Raw genomic sequence first — 17,425 nt, 5'->3', positions numbered from 1 at the left:
TGATAATAATGATAAATAAGAACTAATCCCTTGTCACTGACAACACACTATAAAGTATGCTTCAGCAATCCCAAAAGATACTCCCCGTACCCTGATTTTTTCAAAGGCTCGGCAAGATCTTTCAATTGTTGTTCACTAATGAATCCTTGTCTCCAAGCAATTTCTTCGATACACCCTACTTTCAATCCTTGACGCTCTTCAATAACCTGAACAAATTGTCCCGCTTGCATTAAGCTGTTAAAAGTTCCTGTGTCCAACCAAGCAGTACCTCTGCTTAGAATGCCTACTTTCAACGCTCCTTTTTCGAGATATACTTTGTTTACGTCAGTGATTTCATATTCTCCACGAGCACTTGGCATGATGTTTTTAGCAATTTCAACTACTGAATTATCATAAAAATACAAACCGGGTACTGCATAATTTGATTTGGGTTCCAAAGGTTTTTCTTCTATCGAAAGTGCTTTAAAATTAGAATCAAACTCAACTACACCGTAACGCTCCGGATCAGAAACATGATACGCGAAAACAACTCCGCCTTCAGGATTAGTGTTAGATTGCAATAATTCATGCATATTAGCCCCAAAGAAAATATTATCACCTAAAACCAATGCGACACTATCTTTTCCTATGAATTCTTCTCCAATAACAAAAGCTTGCGCCAAACCATTCGGAATAGCCTGTTCCGCATAACTGAATTGACAGCCTATTGATGCTCCATCACCTAATAATTTTTTAAAATGAGGCAAATCATGAGGCGTAGAAATAATTAATATTTCATTAATTCCAGCCATCATCAAAGTAGACAACGGATAATAAATCATCGGCTTATCATATACAGGCATCATTTGTTTGCTCATAGCAAGCGTTAACGGATGCAACCGAGTTCCAGAGCCTCCGGCTAATATAATTCCTTTCATAAATTTTAAATTTATTTATTATTGGTCATTTATGGAATCGCTTTTTATTTATTGGTGTTTGCTTACGCAAAAAATTTTAATGGCGATTTTATATTGTTTTTGACTTTTGACTAATTATATTGTTTTTCGTAATAGGTTGCATACTCCCCGGAAGTAATATTATTTAACCAGGTTTGATTTTCCAGATACCAATTTACGGTTCGTTCCAGTCCTTGCTCAAACGTAACCGATGGCTTCCATCCCAACTCTCTATTTATCTTACCGGCGTCAATGGCATAGCGCAAATCATGTCCTGGACGGTCTTTTACATAGGAAATCAGCTGTTCAGAGGCCCCTGCAGCTCTTCCTAACTTATCATCCATTATTTTGCAAAGCAATTTAACCAAATCAATATTTTGCCATTCATTAAAGCCACCAATATTATAAGTATCGTGATTTTTGCCTTCATGAAAAACTAAATCAATGGCTACCGCATGATCTTCAACAAAAAGCCAGTCGCGGGTGTATTTCCCATCACCATAAACAGGTAACGGTTTGTTTTGAATGATATTATTAATAAACAATGGAATCAGTTTTTCAGGAAAATGAAAAGGCCCATAATTATTGGAACAATTAGTCAATACATAAGGCAAACCATATGTTTCTCCATACGCTCGAACAAAATGATCCGAACTCGCTTTTGAAGCAGAGTAAGGAGAGTTAGGATCGTAGGCCGTTGTTTCAGTAAACAATCCTTCGGCACCCAAACTTCCATAAACCTCATCAGTGCTTATGTGATAAAAACGCTTTCCTTCATAATTGCCGTTCCATATTGTTTTGGCGGCATTCAATAGATTCATTGTTCCTATCACATTTGTTTTCACAAAAGATAACGGATCAGTTATGGAGCGATCCACATGTGATTCAGCAGCTAAATGCAAAACCCCATCAAACTGATGCTCGGCAAATAGTTGATCTATAAATGTAGCATCAACGATATCTCCTTTTATGAAAGTATAATTAGGGGCTGCTTCTATATCAACAATATTTTCAAGATTTCCAGCATAGGTAAGGGCATCCAAATTAAAAATTTGATATTGAGGATATTTATTAACGAAAAGTCGTACTACGTGAGACCCTATAAAACCTGCACCACCGGTGATTACTATTTTTTTCATTTTATATGATTTTTAAACATTTTTCCAAACTATCTTTATAATTCGGTACAACAACTCCAAATGTATCTTTTATTTTAGTTTTATCCAATAAAGAATATTGAGGGCGTTTTGCTGGTGTAGGATAATTAGAAGAGGGGATTCCACTAACTTCACAATCAAAATTTCCTAATTCTTTAATTGCTAATGCAAATTCATACCAACTGATTTCTCCCTCATTAGAAAAATTATAAATACCTGCCTGCCAATGAGCATTTATCAATATTGTCATGATAGCCTGAGCCAAATCAGCGGCATAAGTTGGGCTTCCTATCTGATCATTTACAACATTTAAGCTGTCTCTTTCGTGCATTAATCGGGACATCGTTTTTACAAAATTATTTCCAAAACTGGAATATACCCAAGAAGTCCTGATTATAATTGAATTTGGATTTTCTTGCAAACAAGCCTTTTCTCCTGCCAATTTAGTCATACCATAAACATTAATAGGATTCGTCGGAGCCGTTTCAGTCAATGCAGTAGCTGCAGTACCATCAAAAACATAATCCGTAGAAACATGAATCAATTTACAGTCATTGATGTAACTCCATTTTGCAAACACTGCAACGGCTTGATGGTTTAAAACATCTGACAATTCTAGCTCAGACTCTGCCCTGTCTACGGCAGTATGTGCAGCACAATTGATAATAAATCTAGGCCTTATAGTGGCTAATCTAGTTTCTAAAGCTACTAAATTACACAGATCCAGTTCTTCTCTATCAGTAAAAACCCATTCAAACTGAGTATACTTTTTTGACAATACAGCTAATTCAGAACCCAATTGTCCTTTAGATCCCGTAACTAAAATTTTTTCCTTATTATTCAAAACTCCAATCTATTTCATTAAAACTAGGCAAAATCAGATCCTTTTCTGAAACAATAACTTCCTTAGAATCTAATTGCCAATCTATGGCAAGAGTCGGGTCATCATAACGAATTCCTCTCTCACTTTCTTTATGATAAAGTTGATCTACTTTATACATCACTGAGGCAGTTTCACTCAAAACCGAAAAACCATGAGCAAAGCCATGGGGCACCATCAACTGTTTTTTATTTTCGGCACTCAAAACCACACTGAAATGCTGCCCATAAGTAGGTGAATTTTTTCGTAAGTCTACCGCTACATCAAGGATTTCACCTTGCAGCACCCGTACTAATTTGGCCTGTGCGAAAGGATTGATTTGCAAATGCAATCCTCGAATCACTCCTCTTGTAGAGAAGGACTGATTGTCTTGAATGAACTGATATTTTATTTCATTTTCATGAAATTGAGCGTGGTTGTAAGCCTCAAAAAAATAACCTCGCGAGTCTTCAAAAACTCTAGGCTCTACAATAACTAAATCTGCTATCGGAGTAGTAACTACTTTCATAATATTTATAATATTTTATATTAAATTTTTTAATTTTATATATCAGGTATCTGTTTTAAAGAGACAATGCAAACTCCTTATCCAATCCATTCTAAAATATACAATCACAAATTCAAAATTTCATTTGTTTCAATAAACTTCAAAACCTCTTTAGGTTCCCATCCCAAAACCTCCCTTGCTTTACTATCATCGAATATTAAATCTGCTGTTATTTTGTTTACTTTATTAGTATTAATTGGGAATTTATCCCCTATTAAATCCCCGATAAAGCCAATCCCTTTCGCCATAAATAAAGGCATGTTTAAAGGTTTGTTTTTTTTCTGATTAATTGCTAAAATATTACTTAATTCACTGAAATTTGGATGATTACCATCTGTTAAATTAAAAACACCACCTAACTGACAAGCAAAGGGAATAATTTTTGCGACATCTTCAGTCAAAACCATACTTTTTTTAGCAAAACCTCCTCCTATATTAAAATAATATCCTTTATTTATCGCTTTAACCATTGCTCCTAAATTTCCTGGGGGATTAGGTCCCACTAATAATGGTAATCGTAAAATAGTGCAAATTACATTGTTCTTCTGACACCAGTCAAAAATAAATTTTTCAGCTTCGATCTTACTCATGCCGTAAGGATCCTTAGCATTCAAAGGTGATTCTTCAGTAATATTTGTTCCTTTTTCTTTGCCATAAACAGCTACAGAACTAATAAAAACAAATTGTTGAGGAAGAGTTGATTTCTCTAAACCTTTAAGTAAATTTTGAGTCCCAATTACATTAACCTGATAAAATTGTTTTTTTTCAATTTCTGTTTTCGGAATACTGTGAGCTTTGCCTGCAGAGTGTATTATTAAATTGAATTTCTCCTCAAAATTCGGAACTTGCTTGTCTAAAGACAATTGATAATCTCCGGAACTTCTTGCTAAAGTGGTTATTTTATGTTCTTTTTTTAAAATTTCAACAATAGTTTTTCCTAAAAAGCCATTGGAACCCGTTACTAATATATTCATCAATATGCTATTTTTTCCAAATATTTGATTCAATTTCAAACAACTCCTTTATCCAACCTTTCAAAGACATTGAAAAATAAACTGTGTTTTCAATTTCTTCAAACTCTTTTTCAAAAAATTGCTTGACTAATTCTGGGTTTTGTCTATCAATTATATAGATATTATTTTCATTGTAAAATGGGTATGACTTAATATCTGCATTAGTAGTTACAAGTTTTCTTCCTGCACCAAGTGTTTCAAATGTGCGCATGGTTAAACCATTTTGACCTGGGTGATTTATATCTAAAATAGCTTTTGAATCTTTATAAATTTCTACAATTTGTTTATGACTTAAACTCTTGAAAGAAATTTTTTGTTCGTCAAAGTTTTTAAAATTTTTATCCGTTAGCTTTTTAAACTTAAACAAGGTTTCGCTTGGAGAAAAATAAAAATTAAACATTTTTAAGTTATATTTTTTACACCAATCATTAAGTTTTTGCGAAATACTATATCGATCTGAATGTGCTGTACCTATAAATGATAAATCGTATTTATAGGTATTACCTTCTTGTTGATTGACAGTTGTATATTCCGAAGCATAAAATAAGGGTCTAAAACTTAAATTATATTTTATAGCATCTTCTCTATCAAAAGTAAATTTCCTATCAAAATAAGATAAAATACTCAGCCCATTCGGGTTATTCTTGAAAGAATCATACGTATAATAAATAAACACGATTTTTGGATTTTCTTTTCTTAAAAATTCAAGAAAAAAAGCAGGAACTACCTCTCCTTTAATCTGTAAGAAGAAGTCGTACCTTTTACTTTTTATCTTTTCAATTATGTTTTTATAGTGTTTATCAATATTTACTTGGTAAAAACTACGCTTCAGTCTTATAATAGCTTTACTGTAAAACGAGTTGGATGGCCTTTCATCATACAAATCAACTTCTGCTCCCATAGCAACCATTTCTTCTTTAATTAAATTTTCGTAATTAAAAAAGCTAACTGAAAGCATAAAAACATTCTTGTTTTCTAATACTTTCATATTATTTATAAAGTCCTTTTGCTTTCATTTCGTCAATCGATTTTTGATAATTATCTTTCTCGACCTCTTGAGTATTTACCCAATTTGTAAATTCTTTTAATCCATCTTCAAATGAATATTTAGGTGTAAAACCTAATTTAGAATTTATTTTAGTCAAATCGGCATAATTATGACGGATATCTCCTAAACGGTAATTCCCACTAACTGCTACTGGAACATCAACTCCATAGTTTTTTATTAGATTAGTTGCAACGCTTATTACATCAGTAGCAACACCTGTACCTACATTAAAAACTTCATTATTTGCTTCTTCCTTTTCAATTCCTAAAATTGTTGCATCTACAACATCGTCTATATACACAAAATCACGTGTTTCTTTTCCATCTTCAAAGATATTAATGCCATTCCCATTTTTAATTTGTGTAGAAAAAATAGATAAGATACCAGTATAAGGATTTTTTAGTGATTGTCCTGGTCCATAAACATTTTGGTATCTAAAAGCAACTGGTGCAATTCCTAATGTAGGACAAACAGTCATAATCATTTGTTCCTGATTTTGCTTAGTGATACCATATACTGATGATGGATGAATTTTAGATTCCTCGTCCGTCCCCACTAATTTTAAAATTTCAGAACCCGAAAATTTAACCTCAAAATCACCACCATCCATATACTCTGATGTACGGTGTTGTGGGTAAACACTTTCGCCTCTTTCATTGATATATTTTCCTTCCCCATATATCGATCGTGAGGATGCAATTACCACTTTTTTTACTTGATGTGGTGTATTAGCTAATAAATCCAGCATAATTGCTGTACCATTGACATTAACATCTACATATTTTTGTATTTCATACATAGACTGCCCAGTTCCTGTTTCAGCCGCATAATGCACAATTGTATCTTGTCCCTCTAGGGCTTTGATCCAATCTTCTTTGGAAGTGACCGTCCCTGCGATAAACTTAACACTATCTTTGATACTTATAAACAAAGGCGAACTTTGTTTTGGATTTTCACCATGAATTTGTGGCGATAAGTTATCCAAAACTGTTACTTTATACCCTTTTGCAATTAATTTTAATGCAAGATTTGACCCTATAAATCCAGCTCCTCCAGTAATTAATACGTTTTTCATTTATTTTTTATTTTAATTCTTGTATTTTTTCCCATTTTTGGGTTTGAAAATTAAATTTTTTAATCGGTTTTGCAGGAATACCTACTGCAATAACATAAGCCGGCAAACTTTTTGAAACAACGGAATTAGCACCAACGATTGTACCTTTCCCTATTTTAACACCAGGAAGAACCGAAACAAATTCACCAAGCCAAACATTATCTTCTATCAGTACAGGCTTAGAATACATTGCCCTGTCCTTAGGTATTGAATCTGGATGACTATCAAATTGATTACCTGAGTAACTTCCATGAGAACAGTCTGATATATATATTTTACTAGCAAAAAGCACATTATCACCTATTTTTACACTTTCCATAGCTGTGATATGCACGTAATCATTCATCTGAAAATTTTCACCAATGAATAAAACCTTATTATCATTTACTGGGTATGCTTCTAAACGACACCCATAGCCTGTGGTGAATCCTCTTGAAATCTCTATAAAACGCTTTCCTCTAATATCTATTGGAAACCTTATTAGTCTTGCTTTTTTAAATACAAACTTAGTCCTCATTATAAAGAGTGCCATCTTCAACATTCCAAGTAAACTATATTTTTTCAAAATTTCCTAAATCGATTAAAATAAACCATAAAAACTACATTTCTTCTATTGATAATTTTATACTTAATAAAATAAAATAGAAATTTTTCTGCTTTGGAAAGAAAACTTGTAAAAATTAAATTCTCTTTAATGATTTTATTAAAAAAAGGGAATTCAAAAACTTTATTCAAAATTTCTCGCTTGACTAATTTATCTCCTCGATTGATGACAACACTATAGATAACGGAAAAAACCATTCTAAGGTAAAGTATTTTAAACTTTTCGTAAAAAATACTCAATTTATTATTTTTTTCTAGAAAAAGATACAACTCATCTAAAACGTAAATCTTATCTAAAACCTTTGGAGATATAGTCCTCATGATAGATCCATCACGCTGTCTATAACCCATTAAAACATTTTCAACTTTTGAAATTTTATTTGCATAAAAAAATGCTTTGAAGATAAAATCTAAATCTTCAAACCATACACCTTCTTTAAATTGCAGATTATTATTTTTTAAAAAATCAAGCTTATACATTTTGTTCCAGACAGCAAAGGATATATCATTTTTAAATAACTTATTCATTCTTTCATCTAAAGTAAGCAAGTCTCCATCAAAATTAACTTTATCAAATCTAAATTTCTTTTTATCGAGATTTAAGAACTCATAATAAGGAGCTACAACAATGTCAGAGTCATTACTATTTGCAGTTTCTGCCATTTTAGTTATTAATGTTTTGTTTTCTATGTAATCATCGCTATCAAAGAAAATCACATAATCTCCTTTTGCAAATTGCAATCCATAATTCCTAGCTGAACTTAATCCTCCATTTGTTTTTCTTAATATTTCCACATTATTAAATCTATCAGAAAATTCAGTTGCAATATTAATGGAAAAATCTTTTGATCCATCATCTACTAATAATACTTCACAATTATTTCCTATTGGTAATAAACTATCAAGAAACTGACGGAAATATGACTCCACATCATAAAAAGGAACAATAATACTAATTTGAATTCGATCTTTACTCATATTAAATTTTATCTAATTTTGACTCTATCAATTACACTAAAAATAATAGGCCATAACAAAATTGTTCCAGTTGCATACCACATATTATTAAAAGTACTCAGAAGAATTATTGCGTTTAGTGAGGCAATTGAAGTTAAATAATATTTGCTGTTTTTTTTTACTAAATAAGGATAAATTAATGCACTGAACATTAGCACTACATACATTATTATTAAACCAGCTGAACCTATTAAAAAATAGGAAACATAATAAAATGTTGGTGCATTCAGTAATGGAGTCACATAGTAATTTGCATAATCATTTCTTGCAACGATCTCTTCATAGCCAAATAGAGACACTAATCTTTTGCTTATAAAATCTGGAAACAATTGAGTAGTTGCAAATAATCCTACATTATTTATATCAAATGTATCTTCTTTTTCAAGAACCAAATTCTGAAGGTTTCCCATTGGAGAAATGAGATAAATATAACTCCAATAAAACTCATTCGGAACACCACTTTTTATAAAATTATCTGTAGCACCAGCTACTCGCAATAGATATTCCTTATCATCTTTAGTTTGCTCTTGTCTGATATTGCCTACTACACCAAATAAATATAATACAATTCCTAAAACTGCAAAAGGCATAAAAATTGTTTTCACCGTAATTGACTTTAACTTCATTAGATATAAAAAAATCATTGCAGAAAAAACAATCATAAAAGCACCACGGTTCATAACCAAAATATAAGGAATTAAGGTTAAAATAAACAGGATCAGTTTTTTTCTGTTTTTACTTGTCAAATAAAAATTAAACATTAATATGGAAAAAAAAATATTAAACGTTCCTAATATTACATGAAAAGTAGGTATCCCATTAAAGTCGTCGTAAGAGTATGACGGATTTAAAAAAGTACTTACAATGGGTACACTAAATTCGTATAAAAACTCCAATAGATAACCAATACAAAGAAAATACATTGACCTGTTTATAAATGTTGGCTTGAGATCAACATCAGCAGTTCTAATCACTAAATATCTATTTTGCAAAAACGATAAAATTAATGATAAAATAATCGTCCAAAATAAAAAAAACATCAAGAATCCATTCAATTTTGGATATAAATCTGACCAACCTATTTGATACAACAATAAAATTGAAGCAAAAGAAATTGCATATACAAAGCAAGGAAGGTATAATATTTTATGCTTCATCCTTCAGAGAAAATCTGTTTTAACCACTCTTCCAAAGAAAATACTATTTGTTCATTTTGCTTTGATTCAAAATCAAAAAAATCCTGTTTAATAGATATATTATTCAAATCAAATAGGCAAACCATCCCGGAATTCGCAATAAGTTCATCATTTTCAAAAAAAACGTTATTTGTTGCCACCTTAGTATTACATGCCAAAGACTCAATAACCCGCATTGCCAAACCTGTTTGCCTCGGATTACTAACATCTACCATTATACGACTCTTAGATAGAATGTTTAAGTATTCAGGTCTATCCATATGCTTAAAGGACACTATAGTTTTATCTAATTTTTTTCTTTGTAAATAATACTTAACTCGGGTAGTAAACGGCATATATAAAAAAGGCTTTAGTTTAAATCCATTTTGGATGCAGAATTCTTTGAATTTTAATACCCCTTCATACCTTTCTTCGAAGAAAAATCCCATGAAAAAGAAATCGTATTCATATGATTTATTAGTACTCCGGTAATGCTCGACATCATGAGTGTAGAATAAAGGAATATATTTCAATTTCAAGTTTTTACTGTCTTCAAAATCAAATGTCTTGACGTTGTCAAATGACTCAATAAGATGGTTAAAAGGATTGGTACGTTGTGAATCCCATTGATACATAATAGCCTTACTATCAGGATTATGTTTTTTAAAACTTTTCAAAAAAGAAATAGGCATCATATAACCTCTAATGACGAATAGATAGTCGTACGTTTTGTTTGCTATAGATTTTAATATTTTATTATAATGTTTATTTTGGAACTCACTCATGTAAGAACTACAAAAATTATTAACTATATTGAAATCAAACTTATAAGATCTTTCAGAAAAAAAATCAACAGAAGCACCCATCGCCTCAAGTTGTTCTTTAATCATGATTTCATAATTATGAAATTTAGGGCCGATAAATAAAATTTTTTTTTCTTTAAAATTCATTTTGTTACTTTAACTTACATATTTAGAGACATATATTCAAAAAAACTGTCTGCATCTGAACAAATACATTACTAACCATTGAAATTACTTAGTTATAAACATTAATTTATTAGCCATTTATAAATCATCCTATGAATTATTTTTTTATCCTTCAATTCAATTAAATTATCCACTAATTTTTTTTTACCGTCATCAAGATAATTTCCATAAAGCTCATTGAATTTTTGAATTTGAAGGATATTAGGCATTAAATAATTACCGTTCTTTACTCTATATATAAAACTTTTAAGTCTATTTGCAATAGAAATACTTTCTTTTTCGGTAACAGTACCAATATGGCTACGATAATACATTAATGGTTCGTTTAAATAAATGGTGTTCCCAAAACCATATCCTATTAATGCAATAAGATAATCATGCATAATGATGTCTTTCATATCAGATTTAATCATTTCTTGCATCATCTTTTTATTAATGATACACGTGCATCCTGTTACAATATTAAAAATAAGCGACTTTTTAAAATTGAATTCATGAGGATTAAATTTATGTAATTCCCAAAATGATTTATTAGTAACAATACCATTCTGATCAATCAAACATAAATCATGAAAAGCTACTAAAGGCTTTTCATCTCCATAAAAATTAGAATTCAAAATAGAATTCATTTGAATTTCAATTTTATTTGTATACCATATATCATCCTGATCACACAAAGCCATATAATCATTATTGGCTAATGAAACTGCATATTTAAATGATTTATTTGACCCTAAATTCTTATCGTTAAAAAAGAGCTTAATTTTATTGTATTTATCATGATATTTATTAAGAATTTCTCTTGTTGAATCTGTTGAACAATCATCAACTATAATTATTTCTTCAATATCATAGGTTTGATTTAGTATGGAATTTAACTGTTTTTCTAAATATCTACTCCCATTATACGTACAGAGTACAACACTAACTTTATTTTTATTTTCTGACATTTTTCTTCAATTATGTAAAAACTTAATTACTATTGGATATCTAATAAAAAAGTCATATTAAAACTACATTCTTAACAAATCTTTTACTACAAAGTATTTAATATTGATCACTTGTTCCAAATCCCTCTTACTTTGGTATTTATCAAAAAATTAAATTGAATGTAATTTAAGACCAAGCCTGAAAGATTCACTAAAATAAGAGCTCCTACTATTCCATTTATTCCAAACTTACCTGCAAAAAAATAAGTTAAGGGTAAAAAAATGATTGAACAAAACAAAATATTAAGCATTTGAATCCGTAATTTTCCGATTCCATTAAGAAATGAGGAGTAGCTCATACTTGCAACAAGAACAAACACATAAATAGCCATTAACACTGATAATTCTTTAGGCACAACTATCAAATTACCAATCCAAATATGGTACACAAAATTTGAACATAAAACCATAACGAGCAAGACAAAAAAAGCAATTATTAACAATCTATTGACTTTTTTCAAACTTTTCTTAATCCATTCGTAGTCTTGTTTTACATAAGCATCTGTTGTTGCTGACCATATCGGCGCTAGGACGATGGAGAAAAGCATGGGTATGATATTAAAATATCTTGCTGCAACATTATAAGTAGTAACCTTTTCTGGCCCGAACATATTAGAAATTAACAAGTTTGCAGTTGAAAAAATGACAAGACCCGCAATTTGCAAGACAAAAAATTTACTTCCCAATCCTATTAATGATTTAACATATTCTTTTCTAAAAAAATTAAAATTAGGGGTAATTGCCTGATATTGATTCCTAAAAACAAAAGGGTAAGAAATTGCGTAAACAATCACAGGTGAAACAGAATAAACTAATGCAACTTTAAATAAATCACCCTTCGAAAAAAATGTTAAAACATAAATCACAATTAATGATAACAATTGTCCAGACAATATTAATAAATTTTCTAAAGCTGTTTTATGAATTGCCAATAGTATATTTCCAATAAGTTTAAGAACAAAATTTAAACAAAATAAAGCAAAGGACATTAATACTATTGCATTTAAATTGGGAACTAAATCAATATTTATATTCAAAATATCGTGCCAATCTAGGTACATGTTAATAATTTGAAAAAGTAAAAAAATTACTATCATTAGCACAAATACAACGCAATAAGATGTTGATACGTAAATTTTGGCTTTAACATAATCGCCTTGAGCAAGCGATTCCGACAATTTATTTCTAAGTCCATTACCTAACCCTATATCGAAAGTATTTACCCACATCAAAATTGAATTAAGTGTTAGCCATATGCCATATTCAGTAGGATTTAAGTAATTAATAGTCAAAGGAATAATTAACAACGATATTAAAATACCAAATCCTTTGATAAAAAAAGAATAAAAAACATTTTTCTTAGCAATGATTGTTCTTTCATCTCCTCCTTTGAACTTATTTAATAATTTACTAAAATGCATATGTAACTTCAAAATTAATAAATTTCCCCCAACTAAATTTAAAATGGTGGCGTCATACTTTACGTCTAAAACTATTACTAGAAAACGCAGCTACCAATTTACCAATTTTCATATCTTTCTGATACACTTCTCTCCTCAAGCCCCGCACCCGAAAACCGATGGTCAGTGGTATTAAAGTACTACAAAATGCCTTTGCCTTCGCAGTATATTCTACTGGTAAAAATTTGATATCGATATTAATCACCTACAATTCGAACAATAAATTAAAGTTCGTAAAATATCTTCTAAAATCTGCTGGATGGCTTACGGAACTATTTCACCTACAAACTACAACCTTTCACTTGTATGAATCGCTCAACTATAGTATGTGCCCGTTGGTTTTTAGTAGTCTTATCCAAGCTAGGATGAGTTTGTAAAGCAACAATTAAATGATAACAGTGTCTATTAACTTCTTTCAGGTTTTTTTTTCGAATGCCCCGCATTAAACAACTTGAAGGTACTAAATGTTATTCCAACTCATATTGTTTTACACTCCCTATCTACATCAATTGTTTTAAAATTTTTCTTACTATTAAAAAGATTAGAATCAAAAACCCTGCTAAAAAACCTCCCATCATTATCCCTTTTGCCTTCCCAAACTTTTCTTTCTTTAAAGGTAAAATAGGCCTGTCAATAACTTGAATTAATGGCGTTTCTTTGCGCAAAGTTACCTTAGCTAGTTCGGTTTGTTTCACCAACTCGGTTAATATGGCGGTATTCGCTTGTACATCGACCTGTCTGCGTGCTGAAGGCGCACGACGTACATTCATTGCTGGATTTAATCCAAAAGTATTGTCATTAGCAACAGCAACACCCGTAATGGCGCCATTCAATTCCCTACGAATTGAATCAGTTTGACGAACCAATATATCCATATTCATTTTAGCTTTCTTGCTTTTAGTGGTAACGTAAAAATCAGAAACTGTTTTGACCAGATTTTCACAAAGATGTTTGGCAAAGAGCTCATTTTTATCTTTCACATCTATGTTTATGATTGCAATTTTTTTGTCTTTTTGTGCCACCGATAAACCAGTTTTGGACAGTTCATCATAGATCTCTCCTAAAATACTATCGTGTACACGAGTGAAATAGGTGCGCTTGACATTAGGCAAAAATTGAATCTTAGCTAATTTGGGTTTTCCTTCCCATTTATCTCTCCACTCGTTGTTAAGGATATATAATTCCGCTAGAGTAATCGGCTTACCATCAGTATCGATTATACTACTTAATAAAGTGTTTTCAACCATCGCACGGGATTTGAACAATTCTGTCAAATTAGAGCCAGTAAATATGCTTCCACCGCCGCCTCCTAGATCCAAGCCAAGCGAACTGGCCAAACCAAGTGCACCACCTAAACCACCACCACTTTTTTCATCTTCTAAAGCAAAAGATAAAGTAGCCGTATATTCAGGTTTTTTCAGAAATGAATAGGCCAGACCCAATCCGGCGCCTACAATCACCGCCAAAACAATAATCTTCCATTGCGAAAGTAAATAAGAAAACCATTCCCTTCCTTTTTCAATAAGTTCTTTTAACGATATTTCGTCGTTAGTATATTTTTCGTTCATATATTTTTATTATTCGATAGTCAATGTTCATTGTTCGGCATCACTTTTCGCTGGGCGATAGATAATAGGACACAAGACGAAAAATCTACTAGTAACCCCTCACTGAGCACAGTTTATTTTATCCTATCTCAATATTGCAATAATAACTCCAGCCAAACTCGCTAAAACTCCCGCTATGCTTACAAATTCTCCTGTACTCATCTTTTTGGTCTCTGGTTTTTCAGGAACAATAATCTGAGACCCCGGAGTCACCTTTGGGTAATTTTTGAAAAACAAGAAAGAACTCGCAACATCCGCTTTTCCATTTGGATAAATAACATACGCTTTCTTCTTCCAACCTTTTGCATCAATACCACCGGCAGCATTAATATAATAACGGAATCCTTTGTTGCGGTCATATGGAATCTCCGAAGTCAACAACACATTTCCAGTCACTTTAACCCCTTCATTGAAGGCAACGACTTCAATTTCATCTCCTGGAAACAAAGTGACATTAGTATTGCTTTTTGGATTATTAACTATAGATTTCCAATCTACAGGTATTGTAGCAAATTTCAAATCCTCTTTTAATTTTTTTTTCAATTTATTTTGAACACTATCTTTTGTACCCAAGTTCAGATTTACATTTTCAAGATCTTCAATTTGCTTTGCTAGAATAGGACGCTTAATTTTAACTCCTTCAATGTTAGCCAAAGAAGTCAAACCACCAGCTCTTTGAACAATATCATAGACCCTATCCTTTTTATTTGCTAAAACATATTTTCCTGCATAATTAACAGCACCGGTTATAGTAACCGATTCTGGTTTTTCATAAACTGCCATTTTACGGATATTTACTACATCAAAAGGCTGCAATTCAAAATTTTTCAATTGCTCATTATTATTAGCCGTAATTTCAATATCAAATAATAATGCTTTACTAGGGTTAGCATCATCAATCTCTTCTGACATAATCATTCGGGCTATCTCAACTCTTTTCGAGGCTGAACCAGTCAAACCACCTGCTTGAACCAACAAATCATTCAAAGTTAAATTTTCATAATAAGGATATTCTCCCGGTTTTTTGATCTCTCCGTCAATAGTTATTTTATAATCTTCAACAAAATCTAAAACAGAATATACTGTTACAATATCTTCTTTTTTTAGAGGCACATCTGCTTCAAGATCACCATTTAAAGCTTTCCCTAAATTCACGTTAACAATTTCCGTAGTCAAATCAGATTGTAATCTAATGATTCTAGCTCTATTACTATAAGCATCTTCTTTCAAGCCATCAGCCTTAGTAATCAAATCAGAAATACGCATACCTTCATAAAAGGAATAGGTATCAGGTCTAAAAACAGCTCCTTCAATTTTAATACGGTTTTCAAATCTATTTAAAATTTTAGATACTCTAAAAACATCCCCAGAAAGTGGTTTATAAGAAGTAAACGCTGAACTATTAATGTCTATTACTTTAAATTCTTTATCCGTTTTTTGCAATACATTTACAGAAGCAGTATAAGCTGATTCGTTAAAACCTGAGGCAAAGGATAACAGATCAGAAAATGTTTCCCCTTTTTTCATCTCAAAAATACCAGGACGTTTTACCTGCCCTTCAACAGTAACGCGTTGGTTGTATGCCGGAATTCTAATAACATCATTATCCTTCAAACCCACATTATCTGATTGGTTTCCATTCACAAGGAATCGATAAATATCAATGTTTCTGTATACTTTATTATCTCTTAACAATTCTATATTTCTATAACTCCCATTTTTACCCGGACCTCCTCCTAAAAACAAAGCATTATAAACTGTTGCCAATGAAGATATCGAATAATTACCCGGTTGTCTGCTACCAATTATAGTCACTCTAATAGTTCTAATGCGACTCAAACTTACGCCAACTTGAGATTGCCCTGAAGCTACTGTACTATACACTCTAGCTATAGCACCTTTTATTTTCTGTGTAGCCGCTTCGATTGTCATTCCGGATACTGGAATTTGACCAACATATTGAATATTCACTTTACCTTCCATGGTGACAGGCACACTGGCATTAAACTCCTGTATACCATATACACTAATCTGTAATTCATCTCCAGGACCTAAAACATAGTTCACTGGTGTTGCTAATTTTAAATTGGGCTCAAAATTTAAAGTGGGATTATCAAAAAGTTCGGACCCAAAAATTAAGGCATTAATAGTATCTTTTACTTTAGCATTGACTACTTTCTCCTGCTTTCTGGTGAGCTCTTTTGTTTCAATTTCACCATTTAAGTCTTCTTTTTTATCAGGATTTGACAAGCTTGAATTACCCTGTAAACGTAATTTTAACTTAGTAAATTCGCGTGCAGGCATTCCTTTGGCTAAGGCCATAGGTTCTGCTTGCTCAATTGTCATATTATTTGTTAATAACTGTGCTTTTATTTTTGCAATATCACTATCTGACAAATAATCTACTTTCAGAGTACTTAAATCAGAACTTTTAAGTAAATCTTGCGCCATCAAGGTTGACGATTGAAAAAGAGCTACAAACAATACAAGAGCAATAATTATTTTTTTCATGTCTATTATAAAATTAAATTGTATTCAATTCTTAATCTGTTAACTGTATATTATTTTTTAAATCAAAATATATACAATCTGTTAGTATTAAAAAGTACGCACAGCTACGCAAGAGTAAGTCACATAATAGACCTACCCTTCTTTTTTTAAAATTTCTACAAAGCTAGAGTAAAATTATAGTAAAATCTATAGTTTCGGTAGGAAATATAAATCAAAAAAGTCATTTGATTGATTTTAACTAAAGTACCGCACAACAATCTTGCTTTCTTTTGCGAAAATAAGAACAAATGCTTTTAAATGGCAAAAATCCGTGAATTCCATAAGAATAAATGATATTAAATAAAAAAAAGTTTACAAAATAAAAATATCAGGCAAACTTT

General features: G+C 31.3%; 15 protein-coding genes. All 15 read right to left on the bottom strand.

The annotated features are described in order from the left end of the window. Nucleotides 1-47: 47 nt before the first annotated feature. Nucleotides 48-917: a glucose-1-phosphate thymidylyltransferase RfbA gene (gene rfbA, locus ACXX80_RS08485; RefSeq protein ID WP_458552806.1), complete on the bottom strand. Its 870-nt coding sequence runs from the start codon at nucleotides 915-917 to the stop codon at nucleotides 48-50. A gap of 110 nt (nucleotides 918-1,027) precedes the next feature. Further along, a complete protein-coding gene (rfbB, locus tag ACXX80_RS08480; protein ID WP_458552805.1) occupies nucleotides 1,028-2,074 on the bottom strand; it encodes a dTDP-glucose 4,6-dehydratase in 1,047 nt (348 codons plus the stop codon). A 1-nt stretch (nucleotide 2,075) separates the two neighbouring features. Continuing rightward, nucleotides 2,076-2,936 carry a dTDP-4-dehydrorhamnose reductase gene (gene rfbD, locus ACXX80_RS08475; protein WP_458552804.1) on the bottom strand — a complete coding sequence of 287 codons (861 nt, stop codon included), beginning with the start codon at nucleotides 2,934-2,936 and terminating at the stop codon, nucleotides 2,076-2,078. Further along, nucleotides 2,929-3,480 carry a dTDP-4-dehydrorhamnose 3,5-epimerase gene (rfbC, locus tag ACXX80_RS08470; RefSeq protein ID WP_458552803.1) on the bottom strand — a complete coding sequence of 184 codons (552 nt, stop codon included), beginning with the start codon at nucleotides 3,478-3,480 and terminating at the stop codon, nucleotides 2,929-2,931. Before rfbC ends, rfbD begins: the two co-directional genes overlap by 8 nt. 104 nt (nucleotides 3,481-3,584) lie before the next feature. Beyond that, on the bottom strand, nucleotides 3,585-4,493 hold the full coding sequence (locus ACXX80_RS08465; protein WP_458552802.1) for an NAD-dependent epimerase/dehydratase family protein: 909 nt from the start codon (nucleotides 4,491-4,493) through the stop codon (nucleotides 3,585-3,587). A 7-nt stretch (nucleotides 4,494-4,500) separates the two neighbouring features. Beyond that, nucleotides 4,501-5,520: a WaaS/CpsH family glycosyltransferase gene (locus ACXX80_RS08460; protein ID WP_458552801.1), complete on the bottom strand. Its 1,020-nt coding sequence runs from the start codon at nucleotides 5,518-5,520 to the stop codon at nucleotides 4,501-4,503. A 1-nt stretch (nucleotide 5,521) separates the two neighbouring features. Continuing rightward, nucleotides 5,522-6,655 (bottom strand): NAD-dependent epimerase/dehydratase family protein, encoded by a 1,134-nt coding sequence (locus ACXX80_RS08455; RefSeq protein ID WP_458552800.1) that lies wholly within the window; start codon nucleotides 6,653-6,655, stop codon nucleotides 5,522-5,524. Between the two features lie 7 nt (nucleotides 6,656-6,662). Beyond that, nucleotides 6,663-7,259 (bottom strand): DapH/DapD/GlmU-related protein, encoded by a 597-nt coding sequence (locus ACXX80_RS08450; RefSeq protein WP_458552799.1) that lies wholly within the window; start codon nucleotides 7,257-7,259, stop codon nucleotides 6,663-6,665. Continuing rightward, nucleotides 7,256-8,275 (bottom strand): glycosyltransferase, encoded by a 1,020-nt coding sequence (locus tag ACXX80_RS08445; RefSeq protein WP_458552798.1) that lies wholly within the window; start codon nucleotides 8,273-8,275, stop codon nucleotides 7,256-7,258. The genes ACXX80_RS08450 and ACXX80_RS08445 overlap by 4 nt, the downstream gene beginning before the upstream one ends. A gap of 8 nt (nucleotides 8,276-8,283) precedes the next feature. Continuing rightward, entirely contained in the window at nucleotides 8,284-8,919 is a 636-nt protein-coding gene (locus ACXX80_RS08440) for a hypothetical protein (protein ID WP_458552797.1), read from the bottom strand. Nucleotides 8,920-9,467: 548 nt separating this feature from the next. Continuing rightward, on the bottom strand, nucleotides 9,468-10,439 hold the full coding sequence (locus ACXX80_RS08435; protein ID WP_458552796.1) for a WaaS/CpsH family glycosyltransferase: 972 nt from the start codon (nucleotides 10,437-10,439) through the stop codon (nucleotides 9,468-9,470). A 101-nt stretch (nucleotides 10,440-10,540) separates the two neighbouring features. Then, nucleotides 10,541-11,428, bottom strand: a complete 888-nt coding sequence (locus ACXX80_RS08430; protein WP_458552795.1) for a glycosyltransferase family 2 protein — start codon at nucleotides 11,426-11,428, stop codon at nucleotides 10,541-10,543. A gap of 107 nt (nucleotides 11,429-11,535) precedes the next feature. Further along, nucleotides 11,536-12,888 (bottom strand): oligosaccharide flippase family protein, encoded by a 1,353-nt coding sequence (locus ACXX80_RS08425; RefSeq protein ID WP_458552794.1) that lies wholly within the window; start codon nucleotides 12,886-12,888, stop codon nucleotides 11,536-11,538. A 539-nt stretch (nucleotides 12,889-13,427) separates the two neighbouring features. Next, complete coding sequence (locus tag ACXX80_RS08420) at nucleotides 13,428-14,495, bottom strand: Wzz/FepE/Etk N-terminal domain-containing protein (RefSeq protein ID WP_458552793.1); 1,068 nt, start codon at nucleotides 14,493-14,495, stop codon at nucleotides 13,428-13,430. A gap of 123 nt (nucleotides 14,496-14,618) precedes the next feature. Further along, nucleotides 14,619-17,045 (bottom strand): SLBB domain-containing protein, encoded by a 2,427-nt coding sequence (locus tag ACXX80_RS08415; protein WP_458552792.1) that lies wholly within the window; start codon nucleotides 17,043-17,045, stop codon nucleotides 14,619-14,621. Nucleotides 17,046-17,425 lie beyond the last annotated feature (380 nt).

The organism is Flavobacterium sp. GNP002, assembly GCF_054343795.1.
This window is presented reverse-complemented; position numbering and strand designations above follow the sequence as displayed.

What these genes read in the sequence shown, in the direction of transcription:
- rfbB (WP_458552805.1), bottom strand. Translation starts at nt 2,074, where the DNA reads ATGAAAAAAATAGTAATCACCGGTGGTGCAGGTTTTATAGGGTCTCAC.
- ACXX80_RS08435 (WP_458552796.1), bottom strand. Translation starts at nt 10,439, where the DNA reads ATGAATTTTAAAGAAAAAAAAATTTTATTTATCGGCCCTAAATTTCAT.
- ACXX80_RS08430 (WP_458552795.1), bottom strand. Translation starts at nt 11,428, where the DNA reads ATGTCAGAAAATAAAAATAAAGTTAGTGTTGTACTCTGTACGTATAAT.
- ACXX80_RS08460 (WP_458552801.1), bottom strand. Translation starts at nt 5,520, where the DNA reads ATGAAAGTATTAGAAAACAAGAATGTTTTTATGCTTTCAGTTAGCTTT.
- ACXX80_RS08420 (WP_458552793.1), bottom strand. Translation starts at nt 14,495, where the DNA reads ATGAACGAAAAATATACTAACGACGAAATATCGTTAAAAGAACTTATT.
- ACXX80_RS08415 (WP_458552792.1), bottom strand. Translation starts at nt 17,045, where the DNA reads ATGAAAAAAATAATTATTGCTCTTGTATTGTTTGTAGCTCTTTTTCAA.
- rfbC (WP_458552803.1), bottom strand. Translation starts at nt 3,480, where the DNA reads ATGAAAGTAGTTACTACTCCGATAGCAGATTTAGTTATTGTAGAGCCT.
- ACXX80_RS08455 (WP_458552800.1), bottom strand. Translation starts at nt 6,655, where the DNA reads ATGAAAAACGTATTAATTACTGGAGGAGCTGGATTTATAGGGTCAAAT.
- rfbA (WP_458552806.1), bottom strand. Translation starts at nt 917, where the DNA reads ATGAAAGGAATTATATTAGCCGGAGGCTCTGGAACTCGGTTGCATCCG.
- ACXX80_RS08445 (WP_458552798.1), bottom strand. Translation starts at nt 8,275, where the DNA reads ATGAGTAAAGATCGAATTCAAATTAGTATTATTGTTCCTTTTTATGAT.
- ACXX80_RS08465 (WP_458552802.1), bottom strand. Translation starts at nt 4,493, where the DNA reads ATGAATATATTAGTAACGGGTTCCAATGGCTTTTTAGGAAAAACTATT.
- ACXX80_RS08425 (WP_458552794.1), bottom strand. Translation starts at nt 12,888, where the DNA reads ATGCATTTTAGTAAATTATTAAATAAGTTCAAAGGAGGAGATGAAAGA.